This is a genomic window from Streptomyces sp. 3330, from assembly GCF_031456635.1.
Lineage (GTDB): Bacteria > Actinomycetota > Actinomycetes > Streptomycetales > Streptomycetaceae > Streptomyces.
On sequence record NZ_JAVDVA010000015.1, the window covers coordinates 79,659 to 93,769 of the forward strand.

General features: G+C 71.8%; 10 protein-coding genes. 6 read left to right on the forward strand and 4 right to left on the reverse strand.

Annotated elements, in window-relative coordinates; translation table 11 throughout:
• The first annotated feature begins 295 nt into the window (after positions 1-295).
• Complete coding sequence (gene gltB / locus J2X68_RS24400; protein WP_310434700.1) at positions 296-4,894, forward strand: glutamate synthase large subunit; 4,599 nt, start codon at positions 296-298, stop codon at positions 4,892-4,894.
• A complete protein-coding gene (locus tag J2X68_RS24405; protein WP_310434701.1) occupies positions 4,887-6,350 on the forward strand; it encodes a glutamate synthase subunit beta in 1,464 nt (487 codons plus the stop codon). Before gltB ends, J2X68_RS24405 begins: the two co-directional genes overlap by 8 nt.
• Before the next feature lie 214 nt (positions 6,351-6,564).
• Here the strand turns inward: J2X68_RS24405 and J2X68_RS24410 are convergent, their stop codons facing one another.
• On the reverse strand, positions 6,565-7,380 hold the full coding sequence (locus J2X68_RS24410; protein WP_310434702.1) for a chitosanase: 816 nt from the start codon (positions 7,378-7,380) through the stop codon (positions 6,565-6,567).
• Between the two features lie 106 nt (positions 7,381-7,486).
• Here J2X68_RS24410 and J2X68_RS24415 point away from each other — a divergent pair, with 106 nt between their 5' ends.
• The 3 genes from J2X68_RS24415 to J2X68_RS24425 all read left to right on the forward strand — a co-directional run bounded on the left by J2X68_RS24415 (position 7,487) and on the right by J2X68_RS24425 (position 10,604).
• Positions 7,487-8,206, forward strand: coding sequence for a VWA domain-containing protein (locus J2X68_RS24415; RefSeq protein ID WP_310434703.1), 720 nt, complete (start codon positions 7,487-7,489; stop codon positions 8,204-8,206).
• A complete protein-coding gene (locus J2X68_RS24420) occupies positions 8,203-8,748 on the forward strand; it encodes a HutD family protein (protein ID WP_310434704.1) in 546 nt (181 codons plus the stop codon). The genes J2X68_RS24415 and J2X68_RS24420 overlap by 4 nt, the downstream gene beginning before the upstream one ends.
• Positions 8,749-8,942: 194 nt before the next feature.
• Entirely contained in the window at positions 8,943-10,604 is a 1,662-nt protein-coding gene (locus tag J2X68_RS24425; protein WP_310434705.1) for a cytochrome bc complex cytochrome b subunit, read from the forward strand.
• 129 nt (positions 10,605-10,733) lie between these two features.
• Here J2X68_RS24425 and J2X68_RS24430 read toward each other — a convergent pair whose 3' ends face one another.
• On the reverse strand, positions 10,734-11,306 hold the full coding sequence (locus tag J2X68_RS24430) for a WHG domain-containing protein (RefSeq protein WP_310434706.1): 573 nt from the start codon (positions 11,304-11,306) through the stop codon (positions 10,734-10,736).
• A 78-nt stretch (positions 11,307-11,384) separates the two neighbouring features.
• Here J2X68_RS24430 and J2X68_RS24435 point away from each other — a divergent pair, with 78 nt between their 5' ends.
• Positions 11,385-11,876, forward strand: coding sequence for an FBP domain-containing protein (locus tag J2X68_RS24435; RefSeq protein ID WP_310434707.1), 492 nt, complete (start codon positions 11,385-11,387; stop codon positions 11,874-11,876).
• Positions 11,877-11,878: 2 nt separating this feature from the next.
• Here J2X68_RS24435 and J2X68_RS24440 read toward each other — a convergent pair whose 3' ends face one another.
• Positions 11,879-12,859 (reverse strand): acyl-CoA dehydrogenase family protein, encoded by a 981-nt coding sequence (locus J2X68_RS24440; protein ID WP_310434708.1) that lies wholly within the window; start codon positions 12,857-12,859, stop codon positions 11,879-11,881.
• On the reverse strand, positions 12,856-14,004 hold the full coding sequence (locus tag J2X68_RS24445; RefSeq protein ID WP_310434709.1) for an acyl-CoA dehydrogenase family protein: 1,149 nt from the start codon (positions 14,002-14,004) through the stop codon (positions 12,856-12,858). The genes J2X68_RS24440 and J2X68_RS24445 overlap by 4 nt, the downstream gene beginning before the upstream one ends.
• Between the last annotated feature and the right edge of the window lie 107 nt (positions 14,005-14,111).

A 14,111-nucleotide genomic window follows, 5' to 3' on the forward strand; every position in this document is an offset into this window, starting at 1 on the left:
CTGTGGGCAATGACGCCTCCGGCGCACTCGCGAGGTGAACGAAGCCGCTCTCCTCGCCTGCCGGGCCGGCGGACACCGATCTGATCGATCTCGTCCCGTTCGGTCCCCACACACTTTCAGCCACGTGCGCGATACCCCCGATGCGACTCCGTGGCGTCCGCATGCTGGAACGGAGTATCCGGTTCCCGAGAACCGCTCCATCATGTAACCTGCACGAAATTTTGCGTTATCGCAGAGGGCCAACGTCGTCCCTTCGCCAGCAGATATGCCACTTGAGACGACGACGGGAGAGCCGATGCGTACGCCGCGCCAGCCGTCCCAGCATTCCGCGAATGGCCAGAACTGGTCTTTCATGGATGCTCGCCCTGCTGCGCAGGGTATGTACGACCCCCGCAACGAGCACGACGCCTGTGGCGTCGGCTTCGTGGCCAACCTCACCGGCGAGGCGAGCCACACGCTGGTCGAGCAGGCGCTCACCGTTCTGCGCAACCTCGAACACCGCGGCGCCACCGGCTCCGAGCCGGACTCCGGCGACGGTGCGGGCATCCTGACCCAGGTCCCGGACGCCTTCTTCCGCGAGGTGGCCGGACTTGAGCTCCCCGAGGCCGGCGGCTACGCCGTCGGCATCGCCTTCCTCCCCGAGGACGGCCTCGACGAGGTCGTCTCACAGATCGAGACGATCGCCGCCGACGAGGACCTCACCGTCCTCGGCTGGCGCGAGGTCCCCGTCGCCCCCGGGCTGCTCGGCGCCACCGCCCGCTCGACGATGCCGGCCTTCCGCCAGATCTTCGTCACGGACGGCGCGAGCACGGGCATCGAGCTCGACCGCAAGGCGTTCGTCCTGCGCAAGCGCGCCGAGCGCGAGGCCGGCGTCTACTTCCCGTCGCTGTCCGCGCGGACCATCGTCTACAAGGGCATGCTGACCACCGGCCAGCTCGAGCCCTTCTTCCCGGACCTGTCCGACCGCCGCTTCGCCTCGGCCGTGTCGCTCGTCCACTCGCGCTTCTCCACGAACACCTTCCCGTCGTGGCCGCTCGCGCACCCGTACCGCTTCGTCGCCCACAACGGTGAGATCAACACCGTCAAGGGCAACCGCAACTGGATGACCGCCCGCGAGTCCCAGCTCGTCTCGGACCTGTTCGGTTCCGACGGCAAGTCCATCGAGCGGATCTTCCCGGTGTGCACGCCGGACGCCTCCGACTCGGCGTCCTTCGACGAGGTGCTCGAACTCCTCCACCTCGGCGGCCGTTCGCTCCCGCACTCCGTGCTGATGATGATCCCGGAGGCGTGGGAGAACCACGACTCCATGGACCCGGCCCGCCGCGCCTTCTACGAGTTCCACTCCACGATGATGGAGCCCTGGGACGGCCCGGCCTGCGTCACCTTCACCGACGGCACCCAGGTCGGCGCCGTGCTCGACCGCAACGGCCTGCGTCCCGGCCGCTACTGGGTCACCGACGACGGCCTCGTCGTCCTCGGCTCCGAGGTCGGCGTCCTCGACATCGACCCGGCGAAGGTCGTCCGCAAGGGCCGCCTGCAGCCCGGCCGGATGTTCCTCGTCGACACCGCCGAGCACCGCATCATCGAGGACGACGAGATCAAGGCCCAGCTCGCCGCCGAGAAGCCCTACGCCGAGTGGCTGGAGGCCGGCGAGATCGAGCTGGTCGACCTGCCCGAGCGCGAGCACATCGTGCACACCCACGCCTCGGTCACCCGCCGCCAGCAGACCTTCGGCTACACCGAGGAAGAGCTGCGCGTCATCCTCGCGCCGATGGCCAAGACCGCCGGCGAACCGCTCGGCTCCATGGGCACGGACTCGCCGATCGCCGCGCTCTCCGCGCGCCCGCGGCTGCTGTTCGACTACTTCACCCAGCTGTTCGCGCAGGTCACCAACCCGCCGCTGGACGCCATCCGCGAGGAGCTCGTGACCTCGCTGCGCTCCTCCCTCGGCCCGCAGGGCAACCTGCTCGAGCCGAGCGCCGCGTCCTGCCGGACGGTCACCCTGCCGTTCCCGGTCATCGACAACGACGAGCTGGCCAAGCTCATCCACATCAACGCCGACGGCGACATGCCCGGCTTCAAGGCCGCGACGCTCTCCGGCCTGTACCGGGTGCACGGCGGCGGCGACGCGCTGGCCGCGCGCATTGAGGAGATCTGCGCCGAGGCCGACGCCGCCATCGACAACGGCGCCCGCCTCATCGTCCTGTCGGACCGCCACTCCGACGCCGAGCACGCCCCGATCCCCTCGCTGCTGCTCACCGCGGCCGTCCACCACCACCTCATCCGCACCAAGCAGCGCACCGAGGTGGGCCTGCTGGTCGAGGCCGGCGACGTCCGCGAGGTCCACCACGTCGCCCTGCTGATCGGCTTCGGCGCCGCCGCCGTCAACCCGTACCTGGCGATGGAGTCCGTCGAGGACCTGCTGCGCGCGGGCACCTTCCTCGACGGCATGGAGCCCGAGCAGGCGATCCGCAACCTGATCTACGCGCTGGGCAAGGGCGTCCTGAAGGTCATGTCCAAGATGGGCATCTCGACCGTCGCCTCCTACCGCGGCGCCCAGGTCTTCGAGGCCGTCGGCCTCGACGACGCCTTCGTCACCAAGTACTTCAGCGGCACCGCCACCAAGATCGGCGGCGTCGGCATCGACGTCATCGCCAAGGAGGTCGCCGCCCGCCACGCCAAGGCCTACCCGGCCAGCGGCATCGCGCCGGCCCACCGCGCCCTGGAGATAGGCGGCGAGTACCAGTGGCGCCGCGAGGGCGAGCCGCACCTGTTCGACCCGGAGACGGTCTTCCGTCTCCAGCACTCGACGCGCACGGCCCGCTACGACATCTTCAAGAAGTACACGGACCGCGTGAACGAGCAGTCCGAGCGCCTCATGACGCTGCGCGGCCTCTTCGGCTTCAAGTCGGACCGGCAGCCGATCCCCCTCGACGAGGTCGAGTCCGTCGACGAGATCGTCAAGCGCTTCTCCACCGGCGCCATGTCGTACGGCTCCATCTCCAAGGAGGCGCACGAGACCCTCGCCATCGCCATGAACCAGCTGGGCGGCAAGTCCAACACCGGTGAGGGCGGCGAGGACGCGGACCGGCTGTACGACCCGGCGCGCCGTTCGTCGATCAAGCAGGTCGCCTCCGGCCGCTTCGGCGTCACGTCCGAGTACCTGGTCAACGCCGACGACATCCAGATCAAGATGGCCCAGGGCGCCAAGCCCGGCGAGGGCGGCCAGCTGCCCGGCCACAAGGTCTACCCGTGGGTCGCCAAGACCCGGCACAGCACGCCCGGTGTCGGTCTGATCTCCCCGCCGCCGCACCACGACATCTACTCGATCGAGGACCTGGCGCAGCTGATCCACGACCTGAAGAACGCGAACCCGCAGGCGCGGATCCACGTGAAGCTGGTCTCCGAGGTAGGCGTCGGCACGGTCGCGGCCGGTGTGTCCAAGGCGCACGCGGACGTCGTGCTCATCTCCGGCCACGACGGCGGCACCGGCGCCTCCCCGCTCACCTCGCTCAAGCACGCGGGCGGCCCCTGGGAGCTCGGCCTCGCCGAGACCCAGCAGACGCTGCTGCTCAACGGCCTGCGCGACCGCATCGTCGTGCAGACCGACGGCCAGCTGAAGACCGGCCGTGACGTGATCATCGCCGCGCTGCTCGGCGCCGAGGAGTTCGGTTTCGCGACCGCGCCGCTCGTCGTCTCCGGCTGCGTCATGATGCGCGTCTGCCACCTGGACACCTGCCCGGTCGGCATCGCCACCCAGAACCCGGTGCTCCGCGACCGCTTCGCCGGCAAGGCGGAGTACGTGGTGAACTTCTTCAAGTTCATCGCCGAGGAGGTCCGCGAGATCCTCGCCGAGCTGGGCTTCCGCACCATCGAGGAGGCCGTCGGCCACGCCGAGGTCCTCGACGTGGAGCGCGCCGTCGACCACTGGAAGGCGCAGGGCCTGAACCTGGCCCCGCTGTTCCACGTGCCCGCCCTGCCCGAGGGCGCGGCGCTGCACCAGGTCATCACGCAGGACCACGGCCTGGAGAAGGCGCTCGACAACGAGCTCATCAAGCTCGCCGCCGACGCCCTGGCCGCGGACTCCGCGACCGACGCCCAGCCGGTGCGCGCCCAGGTCGCCATCCGCAACATCAACCGCACGGTCGGCACCATGCTCGGCCACGAGGTGACCAAGAAGTTCGGTGGCGCGGGCCTGCCCGAGGACACCATCGACATCACCTTCACCGGATCCGCCGGCCAGTCCTTCGGCGCCTTCCTCCCGCGCGGTGTCACGCTGCGCCTGGAGGGCGACGCCAACGACTACGTCGGCAAGGGGCTCTCCGGCGGCCGGGTCGTCGTCCGCCCGGACCGGGGCGCCGACCACCTCGCCGAGTACTCGACGATCGCGGGCAACACCATCGCCTACGGCGCGACCGGCGGCGAACTGTTCCTGCGGGGCCGCACCGGTGAGCGGTTCTGCGTCCGCAACTCCGGCGCGACGGTCGTCTCCGAGGGCGTGGGCGACCACGGCTGCGAGTACATGACCGGCGGCCACGCGGTGGTCCTCGGCGAGACGGGCCGCAACTTCGCGGCCGGCATGTCGGGCGGCATCGCCTACGTGATCGACCTGAACCGCGACAACGTCAACGCCGGCAACCTCGGCGCCGTCGAGACCCTGGACGAGACCGACAAGCAGTGGCTGCACGACGTGGTGCGCCGCCACGCCGAGGAGACCGGCTCGACGGTCGCGGCCAAGCTGCTCGTCGACTGGGACGCCGCCGCGGAGCGCTTCAGCAAGATCATCCCCAGCACGTACAAGGCAGTGCTCGCCGCCAAGGACGCCGCCGAGCAGGCGGGACTCTCCGAGTCCGAGATCACCGAGAAGATGATGGAGGCGGCGACCAATGGCTGACCCGAAGGGCTTCCTGAACCACGGCCGTGAGGTCGCCAAGTCCCGTCCGGTCGACGTGCGTCTGAAGGACTGGAACGAGGTCTACGTCCCCGGCTCGCTGCTGCCGATCATCAGCAAGCAGGCCGGCCGGTGCATGGACTGCGGCATCCCGTTCTGCCACAACGGCTGTCCGCTGGGGAACCTCATCCCCGAGTGGAACGACTTCGCCTACCGCGAGGACTGGACGGCGGCCTCCGAGCGCCTGCACGCCACGAACAACTTCCCGGAGTTCACGGGCCGGCTGTGCCCCGCTCCGTGCGAGTCGGCGTGTGTGCTGGGCATCAACCAGCCGGCCGTCACCATCAAGAACGTCGAGGTCTCGATCATCGACAAGGCGTGGGAGACCGGTGACGTCGCCCCGCAGGCGCCCGAGCGGCTGTCCGGCAAGACCGTCGCGGTCATCGGCTCGGGCCCGGCGGGCCTGGCCGCCGCCCAGCAGCTCACCCGGGCCGGCCACACCGTCGCCGTCTACGAGCGCGCGGACCGCATCGGAGGCCTCCTCCGGTACGGCATCCCCGAGTTCAAGATGGAGAAGCGGCACATCAACCGCCGCATCGAGCAGATGCGCGCGGAGGGCACCCGCTTCCGCACCGGCATCGAGATCGGCCGCGACCTCAAGGCGACCGACCTGAAGAAGCGCTACGACGCCATCGTCATCGCCGCCGGCGCCACGACCGCCCGTGACCTCCCGGTCCCCGGCCGTGAGCTCAAGGGCGTCCACCAGGCGATGGAGTACCTGCCGCTGGCCAACAAGGTCCAGGAGGGCGACTTCGTGACGCCCCCGATCTCGGCCGAGGGCAAGCACGTCGTGGTCATCGGCGGTGGCGACACCGGCGCCGACTGCGTGGGCACCGCCCACCGCCAGGGCGCGGCCTCGGTCACCCAGCTGGAGATCATGCCCCGCCCGGGCGAGGAGCGGGACGCGGTCTCCCAGCCGTGGCCGACCTTCCCGATGCTCTACAAGGTCACGAGCGCGCACGAGGAGGGCGGCGAGCGGGTCTACTCCGTCTCCACCACCCACTTCGAGGGCGACGAGGACGGCAACGTCCAGTGGCTGCACCTCACCGAGGTCGAGTTCATCGAGGGCCGGCTGACCCCGAAGCCGGGCACGGAGCGCAAGATCCCCGCCCAGCTGGTCACCCTCGCGATGGGCTTCACCGGCACCGACCGTGAGAACGGCGTGGTGGAGCAGTTCGGCCTGGAGCTCGACGAGCGCGGCAACATCGCCCGCGACGCCGACTTCCGGACCAACGTCCCCGGCGTGTACGTCGCCGGTGACGCGGGCCGCGGCCAGTCGCTCATCGTGTGGGCGATCGCGGAGGGCCGTTCGGCCGCCCGCGGCGTCGACCGGTTCCTGACCGGCACGAGCGAACTGCCCGCCCCGATCCGCCCGACGGACCGCTCCCTGCTGGTCTGACGGCCCCGGCCCCCAGGGCCCCGAGCGTCCCGTACAAAGGCGTACGGAACACAGACGGCGCCTGCCCCACAGTCCCCGACCGGACGACCGGGCAGGCGCCGCCGCATGTCCTCCGGCCGGTCCTCCCTCAGGTCCGCGCGGCCGCGCCGCCGTGTGCTCCGCCCCCGTGTGCTCCCGCCCGCCCGCCGGTACGCGGGTCCGCGCACCGGCCGCGCTACGACACCTCGTACGTCTCCCCGTACATCTGCCACCGCAGCGGCGGGCGCAGGCCGAGGTTGCCCTCGTTCAGGAACCGGCGCTGGGCGGTGTCCACGCGCGAGGTGTCGATGCCGGGGTGCCGGGTGAGCATGGCCCGGCGGCGGGCGTCCAGGAAGGCGTCGAGGAAGTCGGTCTCCTTGCCGCCCTGCGCGGGGGTGCGGGCCCGGCGCAAGGCGGCCGCACGGATGCCGTCGAAGCTGGTCGGGCCCGCGCCGGGGCCGTGGAAGACCAGGGCGTCGTAGTAGATGAACTGACCCAGCGCGCCCAGGCCGTCGACCCGGCCCCGGCGGACCGCGGGGCCGAAGTAGACGCGGTCGCGCTCGACGTCCTGGGCGGCCCGGAAGGCCGGCACCCTCGACTCCGTACGCCAGGCCGCCGGGAAACCCGGGTCCAGACCGGCGTGCGAGGCGGTGCCGTCGACCCGGCGCAGGGCGGGCAGATACCGGGCGAGGGCGTTGTCCGGGTGGGCGCGCGTATAGCGCTCGACGAGGGTGAGCAGATCGTGGGTGCCGGTGCAGAAGCCGATCAAACCCGCCGTGTAGCCCTGTCCGTCCCCGATGTCCTCGACATAGCCGTAGGCGCTGCGCCAGTCCAGGGTCCCGTTCTCGGCGCTCGCCACGATCTGCTGGGCCAGTTCCTTCTGGGTCGGTGCGGCGAGGCCCGGCGAGGTCGTCCGCGCGTCGGCGGTCGGCCGGGCGGGAGGCTGGGCCGGAGTGAAGAGGTACACCGTCGCCGCTACGGCGGCGCAGACCAGGGCGGCGGCACGTTTCATGCCGGACACCCTAGAGCGGGAATGTCGCGTTCCTCGTCATTCCATCCTCATGGGTCGACGAACGAACAAAAGGGCGAAGGCCGGTGGGTGTGGGAGGCTGTGCGCCATGGTCGCGATCAGTCTCACCAAGGTCCAGGAGACCGCACCCGCGCTGGTCAACCTGTACAAGAGCGCCGGGGTTTCCCTCACCAAGCACGGTCTCGACGGCCAACGGGCCGCCGTCTACCTCGTCGTGGACTATTCGGGGTCGATGAAGCCGTACTACCAGGACGGCAGCGTGCAGGCGCTGGCCGACCGGGTGCTGGGCCTGTCCGCGCACCTCGACGACGACGGCCGGGTGCCGGTCGTCTTCTTCTCCACCGACGTCGACGCCGTCACCGACATCGCCCTCGCCGACCACCAGGGGCGGGTGGACCGGATCGTGGCCGGGCTCGGGCACATGGGCAAGACCAGCTACCACCTCGCCATGGACGCCGTCATCGACCACTACCTGGACAGCGGGTCGACGGCCCCCGCGCTCGTCGTCTTCCAGACGGACGGCGGCCCGATCAACAAGCTCGCCGCCGAACGCTATCTGTGCAAGGCGTCGAAACTGCCCTTGTTCTGGCAGTTCATCGGCTTCGGCGACCGGGGCAGCAAGCAGTTCGACTTCCTGCGCAAACTCGACGAACTGCCCGTCCCGGCCAAGCGTGCGGTCGACAACGCCGGTTTCTTCCACGCCGGTTCGGATCCGCGGAAGGTGTCGGACGCGGAGCTGTACGACCGGCTGGTGGCGGAGTTCCCGAACTGGCTGCGGGCGGCCCGCGCGCAGGGGATCATCCGGTGACCGTCCTGCTGCCCGCCGCCGGGCGCGCGGCCACGGCCTGGAGGAACGGCGGCGGGGTGACCCGGGAGATCGCCTGCTCCCCGGCCGGCGCGGGCATGGCCGCCTTCACCTGGCGGGTCAGCCTCGCCGAGGTCGCCGCGGACGGCCCGTTCTCCGTGTTCCCCGGGGTGGAGCGGACCCTGACCCTCGTCGAGGGCGCGGGCATGGATCTGACCGTGGGCGGCAGGCGGCGGCTCGTCGACGCCCGTCACGTGCCCCAGGACCTCCCCGGCGACGAACCCACCGACTGCCGGCTGCTGGACGGGCCCGTCGTCAACCTCAACGTGATGTGGCGCAGAGGCGCTGCGGCCCCGGTCGTCGCCGTCGTCCGCGGCCGGCTCGGTCTGCGCTCGGCGCACGCGCTGGTCGTGGCCCTCGACGACGGCGGGTGCACCGGTGCCGACGGCGTGCGGCTCGCCCGTCACGACGCCCTCCTGCTGACCGGGGAGGACGCGCTCCTGCACGCCCACGGCCCGACGGCGGTCGTCGGCCTCGCCCCGTGACGGCGGCCGACGGTCCGGACGCCGCCGCCGAAGTCCGGCCGGCTGCCCCGTAGCCTGCCGCCCCCGCCGACGCCGTCGCGTGCCGCGCGCGCGTCCGCCGCAGCCTGCGGGCATTGCCCGGGCGGGCTGTTCGCACCGTTGGCTCAGCCGGTCCGCCGTGTCACCCTGGGGTTGATCCGGCGGGAGGGCGACGTATGAGTGACGACGCGCGATCGGTGAACGGGGCTTCTGGCGGGGGGACTTCGCGGCCCGGTGAGTCCGCCAAGGGCGAGCGGATCGCCGACTGGGCGGACGAACGGCTGGGGGTCTACGCGCTGGCCAAGGCCAACCTGCGCAAGGTGTTCCCGGACCACTGGTCCTTCATGCTGGGCGAGGTCTGCCTCTACAGCTTCCTGGTCCTCCTCCTCACCGGCGTCTACCTCACGCTGTTCTTCGAACCGAGCAGCGCCGAGGTCGTCTACGACGGCTCGTACGTCCCGCTCAACGGCGTCACCATGACGAAGGCGTACGAGTCGACGCTCGAGATCAGTTTCGACGTGCGCGGCGGGCTGCTGATCCGGCAGATCCACCACTGGGCGGCCCTGGTCTTCGTCACCGGCATGCTCGTGCACATGATGCGGGTGTTCTTCACCGGCGCCTTCCGCAAGCCGCGCGAGGTCAACTGGGTTTTCGGCTGGACCCTGTTGTTCCTCGGCATCCTCACCGGGCTGACCGGCTACTCGCTCCCCGACGACCTGCTCTCCGGCACCGGCGTCCGGTTCGCCGACGGCGCGATCCTGTCCGTCCCGATCGTCGGGACGTATCTGTCGTTCTTCCTCTTCGGCGGGGAGTTCCCGGGGCACGACATCATCTCCCGCTTCTTCCCGATCCATGTGCTGCTGCTGCCCGGGATCATGCTGGGGCTCGTCGTCGCCCATCTCATCCTGGTGTTCTTCCACAAACACACGCAGTACCCCGGGCCGGGCCGTGACCAGAAGTCGGTCGTCGGCATGCCGTTCATGCCCGTCTACATGGCGAAGGCGGGCGGGTTCTTCTTCCTGGTCTTCGGCGTGCTGACGGTGATGGGCGGCATCGCGAGCATCAACCCGGTGTGGGCGTTCGGCCCGTACCGCCCTGACCTGGTGACGACGGGCGCGCAGCCGGACTGGTACCTCGGCTTCTCCGAGGGGCTGATCCGGGTGATGCCGGGATGGGAGATCAACCTCTGGGGACACACCCTGGTTCCCGGCGTCCTCATCCCCTTCACGCTGTTCCCCCTGATCCTGCTCGCCATCGGCGTCTACCCGTTCGTCGAGGCGTGGATCACCGGCGACCGGCGGGAGCACCACATCCTCGACCGGCCGCGCAACGCGCCCGTGCGCACCGGCCTCGGGGCGGCCTGGCTGTCCCTGTACGTGGTGCTGCTGATCGGCGGTGGCAACGACATCGTCGCCACGCATCTGCACCTGTCCATCAACGCCATCACCTGGTTCGTCCGGGTCTCCGTGTTCGTCGCCCCGGTCGTCACCTTCATGGTCACCAAGCGGATCTGTCTGGGACTGCAGCTCCGGGACCGGGACAAGGTGCTGCACGGCCGTGAGACGGGGACCGTCAAGCGGCTGCCGCACGGCGAGTACGTGGAGGTCCACGAACCGCTGGACCAGGCTCGGTTGTTCACCCTCACCCAGCACGAGCAGCATCCGCCGTACGAGATAGGGCCGCTCGTCGACCACAACGGCGTGCGGCGGCCGGTCAGGGTGTCCGAGCGGGTGCGGGCGCGGCTCGCGCGCGCCATGTTCGGGGCGGACAGCCATGTCCCGAAGCCGACGCCGGAGGAACACCGCGAGCTGACCGGCGGGCACGGCCACGGGCACTGACACCGGCTCGCCCCGCCCACCGCCGGCCGGTCTGCCCGCCTGCCCGTCCGTCCCTCCGGCCGCCGGTTCGGCTGCCTGCCGGCCCGTCGGGCTGCCGGTCCGCCTCGGCGCCGGTCTCTGCCGCTCCGGTCAGCTCTGGGGCGGCCAGGCGCGCAGCAGGGCGTCCAGGGCGTCCAGGATCCGGGTCCAGGTCTCCTGGGTGTCGGGGGCGCTGTGGCTGAATCCGCCGCCGAGCTCCAGGCTGACGTAGCCGTGGAAGACGCTGCCCAGGAGCCGGACCGCGTGGGTCTGGTCCGGCTCGTCGAGGTCGTAGCCGCGCAGGATCGCCCGGGTCATGCGGGCGTGCCGCGGTCCGGCGCTCGCGGCCGCCGCCTCGGGGTCGAGCCGCAGCTGGGCCGCGGCGTAGCGGCCGGGGTGCTCGCGGGCGTAGTCGCGGTAGACGTCGGCCAGCGCGGTCAGGGCGTCCTTGCCGGCCCGCCCGGCCAGCGCGAGGTCGCCCCGGTCGGCGAGCTCCGCCAGGGCGAGCAGGGCGATCCGGGTTCTGAGGTCGTCGGAGTTCCGCACGTGCGAGTACAGGCTCGCGACCTTGACGTCGAAGCGCCGGGCGAGCGCCGAGACGGTCACCTGGTCGAAGCCGACCTCGTCGGCCAGTTCCGCGCCCGCCCGGACCAGCCGGTCCGTGCTCAGCCCCACACGCCCCATGGTCGTCCTCCTGTGCCCTCGCCGCCGACAACCATTATGCGTTTGCCTAAAAGCTTTAGGCAAATTAGCCTGCGTTATATGAAGCCGCTCACCGAGCAAGAGATCCGTGCCGCTTTCGTCAACTGCACCAAGGGCGAGGCCAAACGCCTGGCCGTCCCCCGCGACCTGGCCGACCGGCCCTGGGAGGACCTGGACTACCTCGGCTGGCGGGACCCCCAGGCCCCCGACCGGGCCTACCTCGCCGTGGAGCTGGACGGCCGGCCGAAGGCCCTGGCGCTGCGCTCCTCCACCTCGGGTTCCTGGCAGGCGCGGCGCAGCATGTGCACGATGTGCCTCACCACCCACTCCGGCGGTGTCTCGCTGATGGTCGCGCCGAAGGCGGGCCGGGCCGGGCAGCAGGGCAACTCCGTGGGGGCGTACATCTGCAGCGACCTCGCCTGCTCGCTGTACGTGCGGGGCAAGCGGGACGCGGGTGTCGGCGCCCGGCTGCCCGAGACGATCACGCTGGAGGAGAAGATCGGCCGGACGGTGGCGAACCTCGCCGCGTTCGTCGCCAAGGTGACCGGCTGAGGCTATCCGCGGCCGCGCAGGACCTCCGCCCGGCAGTCGTCCGGGGCGCCCCAGGCCGTGCGCAGGGCGCGGGCCCTGGTGAGCCACAGCGACAGGTCGTACTCCGCCGTGTAGCCGATCGCGCCGTGCAGTTGCAGTGCGGTGCGCGCGGTCGTGTACGCCGCCTCGCAGGCGCTCGCCTTCGCGGCGGCGACGTCCGCCGGGCTCATCGTCACGGCGGCGCCCAGGACCAGGGGCCGGGCGAACTCCAGCGCGATCTTCGCGTCCGCCAGCCGGTGCTTGACCGCCTGGAACGAGCCGACGGGGACACCGAACTGGACGCGCTGCCCGACGTACGCCACGGTCCGCTCCAGCAGCGCCAGACCCACCCCGAGAGCCTGCGCCGCGGTGGCCAGACGCGCCCAGCGCAGGGCGCGCTCCGCGGGCGGGTCCGGGGTGAGGAGTTCGCCGCCCGGCAGCAGCCGGGTGAGGCGGCGGGCGGGGTCGAGGGAGCGGCGCACCGGGCCGTGCCCGGGGGCCAGCCGCAGACCGTCGGCGGCCAGCGCCAGCCGCAGCGCCGCCGCGTCACCGTCCAGGGCGTACGAGCCCTCGGGCGCCAGCGTGGCCATCGACTTGCCCGCGGCCAGCGCCGGGAGGAACCGCTCGGCCGGGCCCGGGTCACGCAGCAGCGCCGCCGCGGCGACCGTCTCCGCCAGCGGGCCCGGCACCGCGTGCCGCCCCAGCTCCACGAACGCGACGGCCAGGTCCACCGGCCGGGGCCCCAGCCCCTCGTACGCCTCCGGCACCGCCAGGGCGAACACGCCGGCCTCCGCGATCCGCGACCACAGCGCGAGGCCGCTCGCCCGCTCGCCCCGGCTCCACCCGCGCACCACTGCGGGGGTGTCGGCCGCGCTCAGCATCGCGTCCAACGACCCGGCGAACGCCCGCTGTTCGGCGTCCAGCAGGAAACACGGCGCCGGTGGAGCCGGCCTCGGCGAAGTCATCGGCGTCCCCTCGGCAGGCCGAGCAGCCGCTCGGCGACGATGTCCCGCTGGATCTCGTTCGTGCCCGCGTAGATCGGGCCGGCCAGGGCGAACACGTACCCCTCGGCCCAGTCGGTGTCGGCCGCCTCCCCCTCCGCTCCCGGCGCGCCGAGGAGATCCAGCGCCGTCTCGTGCAGCGCGATGTCGTACTCCGACCAGAACACCTTGTTCAGGCTCGACTCCGGGCCGAGCCGCTCCCCGGCGAGGAAGCGGGACGCGGCCGCGTAGGTGAACAGCTGGTACGCGCGGGCGCCGATCAGGGCGTCGGCGACCCGGGCCGCGGCGGCCTCCGGACTGCCCCTCTCCACCCAGAGGGCGTGCAGGCGGTCGGCGGCGGCGAGGAAGCGCCCGGGGGAGCGCAGGGTGAGCCCGCGTTCGTTGGCGGCCGTCGACATCGCGATCCGCCAGCCCTGGCCCGGCTCACCGATCACGTCCTCGTCCGGCACGAACACGTCGTCCAGGAACAGTTCGGCGAACGCCGGCTTCCCGTCCAGGCGGCCGATGGGGCGGACGGTGACTCCCGGGGCCCGCAGGCCGAACATGACGTAGGTCAGTCCCTGATGCGGTTTCGGGGCGCCGGGGCCGGTGCGGAACAGGCCGAAGGCGCGGTCGGCGAAGGCCGCGCGCGAGGACCAGGTCTTCTGGCCGCTCAGCCGCCAGCCGCCGGTCACCCGCACCGCCCTGGCGCGCAGCGCGGCCAGGTCCGAACCCGCCCCGGGCTCCGACCAGGCCTGCGCCCAGACGACTTCGCCGGTGGCCATCGGGGGCAGCACCCGGGCCCGCTGTTCCTCGGTGCCGTGGTCGAGCAGGGTGGGGGCGAGGAGACTCACCCCGTTCTGGTTGACGCGGCCCGGCGCGCCCGCCGCGTAGTACTCCTCCTCGAAGACGAGCCAGCGCATCAGCCCGCAGTCCCGCCCGCCGTAGCGCGTCGGCCAGTCGACCACCGACCAGCCGGCCGCGGCCAGTTCGGCCTCCCACGCGCGGTGCGCCGCGAAGCCCTCGGCGCTCTCCAGGGAGGGCAGCGGCTCGGACGGCACCCGCGCGCGCAGCCAGGCCCGGGCCTCGGCGCGGAACGCCTCGTCGGCGGGGGAGTGCGTGAGGTCCACCGGTCCCTCCTCGGGTCTGCGTCCTTCGTGTGCGGCCGTGACGTGCGTCTTCGGGTGCGTCCTTCGGGCGGTGCGGTGCGTGCGCCCTTCGTGCGCGTTCTCCGCGT

What these genes read in the sequence shown, in the direction of transcription:
- J2X68_RS24430 (WP_310434706.1), bottom strand. Translation starts at nt 11,306, where the DNA reads ATGGGGCGTGTGGGGCTGAGCACGGACCGGCTGGTCCGGGCGGGCGCG.
- J2X68_RS24425 (WP_310434705.1), top strand. Translation starts at nt 8,943, where the DNA reads ATGAGTGACGACGCGCGATCGGTGAACGGGGCTTCTGGCGGGGGGACT.
- J2X68_RS24410 (WP_310434702.1), bottom strand. Translation starts at nt 7,380, where the DNA reads ATGAAACGTGCCGCCGCCCTGGTCTGCGCCGCCGTAGCGGCGACGGTG.
- J2X68_RS24440 (WP_310434708.1), bottom strand. Translation starts at nt 12,859, where the DNA reads ATGACTTCGCCGAGGCCGGCTCCACCGGCGCCGTGTTTCCTGCTGGAC.
- J2X68_RS24405 (WP_310434701.1), top strand. Translation starts at nt 4,887, where the DNA reads ATGGCTGACCCGAAGGGCTTCCTGAACCACGGCCGTGAGGTCGCCAAG.
- gltB (WP_310434700.1), top strand. Translation starts at nt 296, where the DNA reads ATGCGTACGCCGCGCCAGCCGTCCCAGCATTCCGCGAATGGCCAGAAC.
- J2X68_RS24435 (WP_310434707.1), top strand. Translation starts at nt 11,385, where the DNA reads ATGAAGCCGCTCACCGAGCAAGAGATCCGTGCCGCTTTCGTCAACTGC.
- J2X68_RS24415 (WP_310434703.1), top strand. Translation starts at nt 7,487, where the DNA reads ATGGTCGCGATCAGTCTCACCAAGGTCCAGGAGACCGCACCCGCGCTG.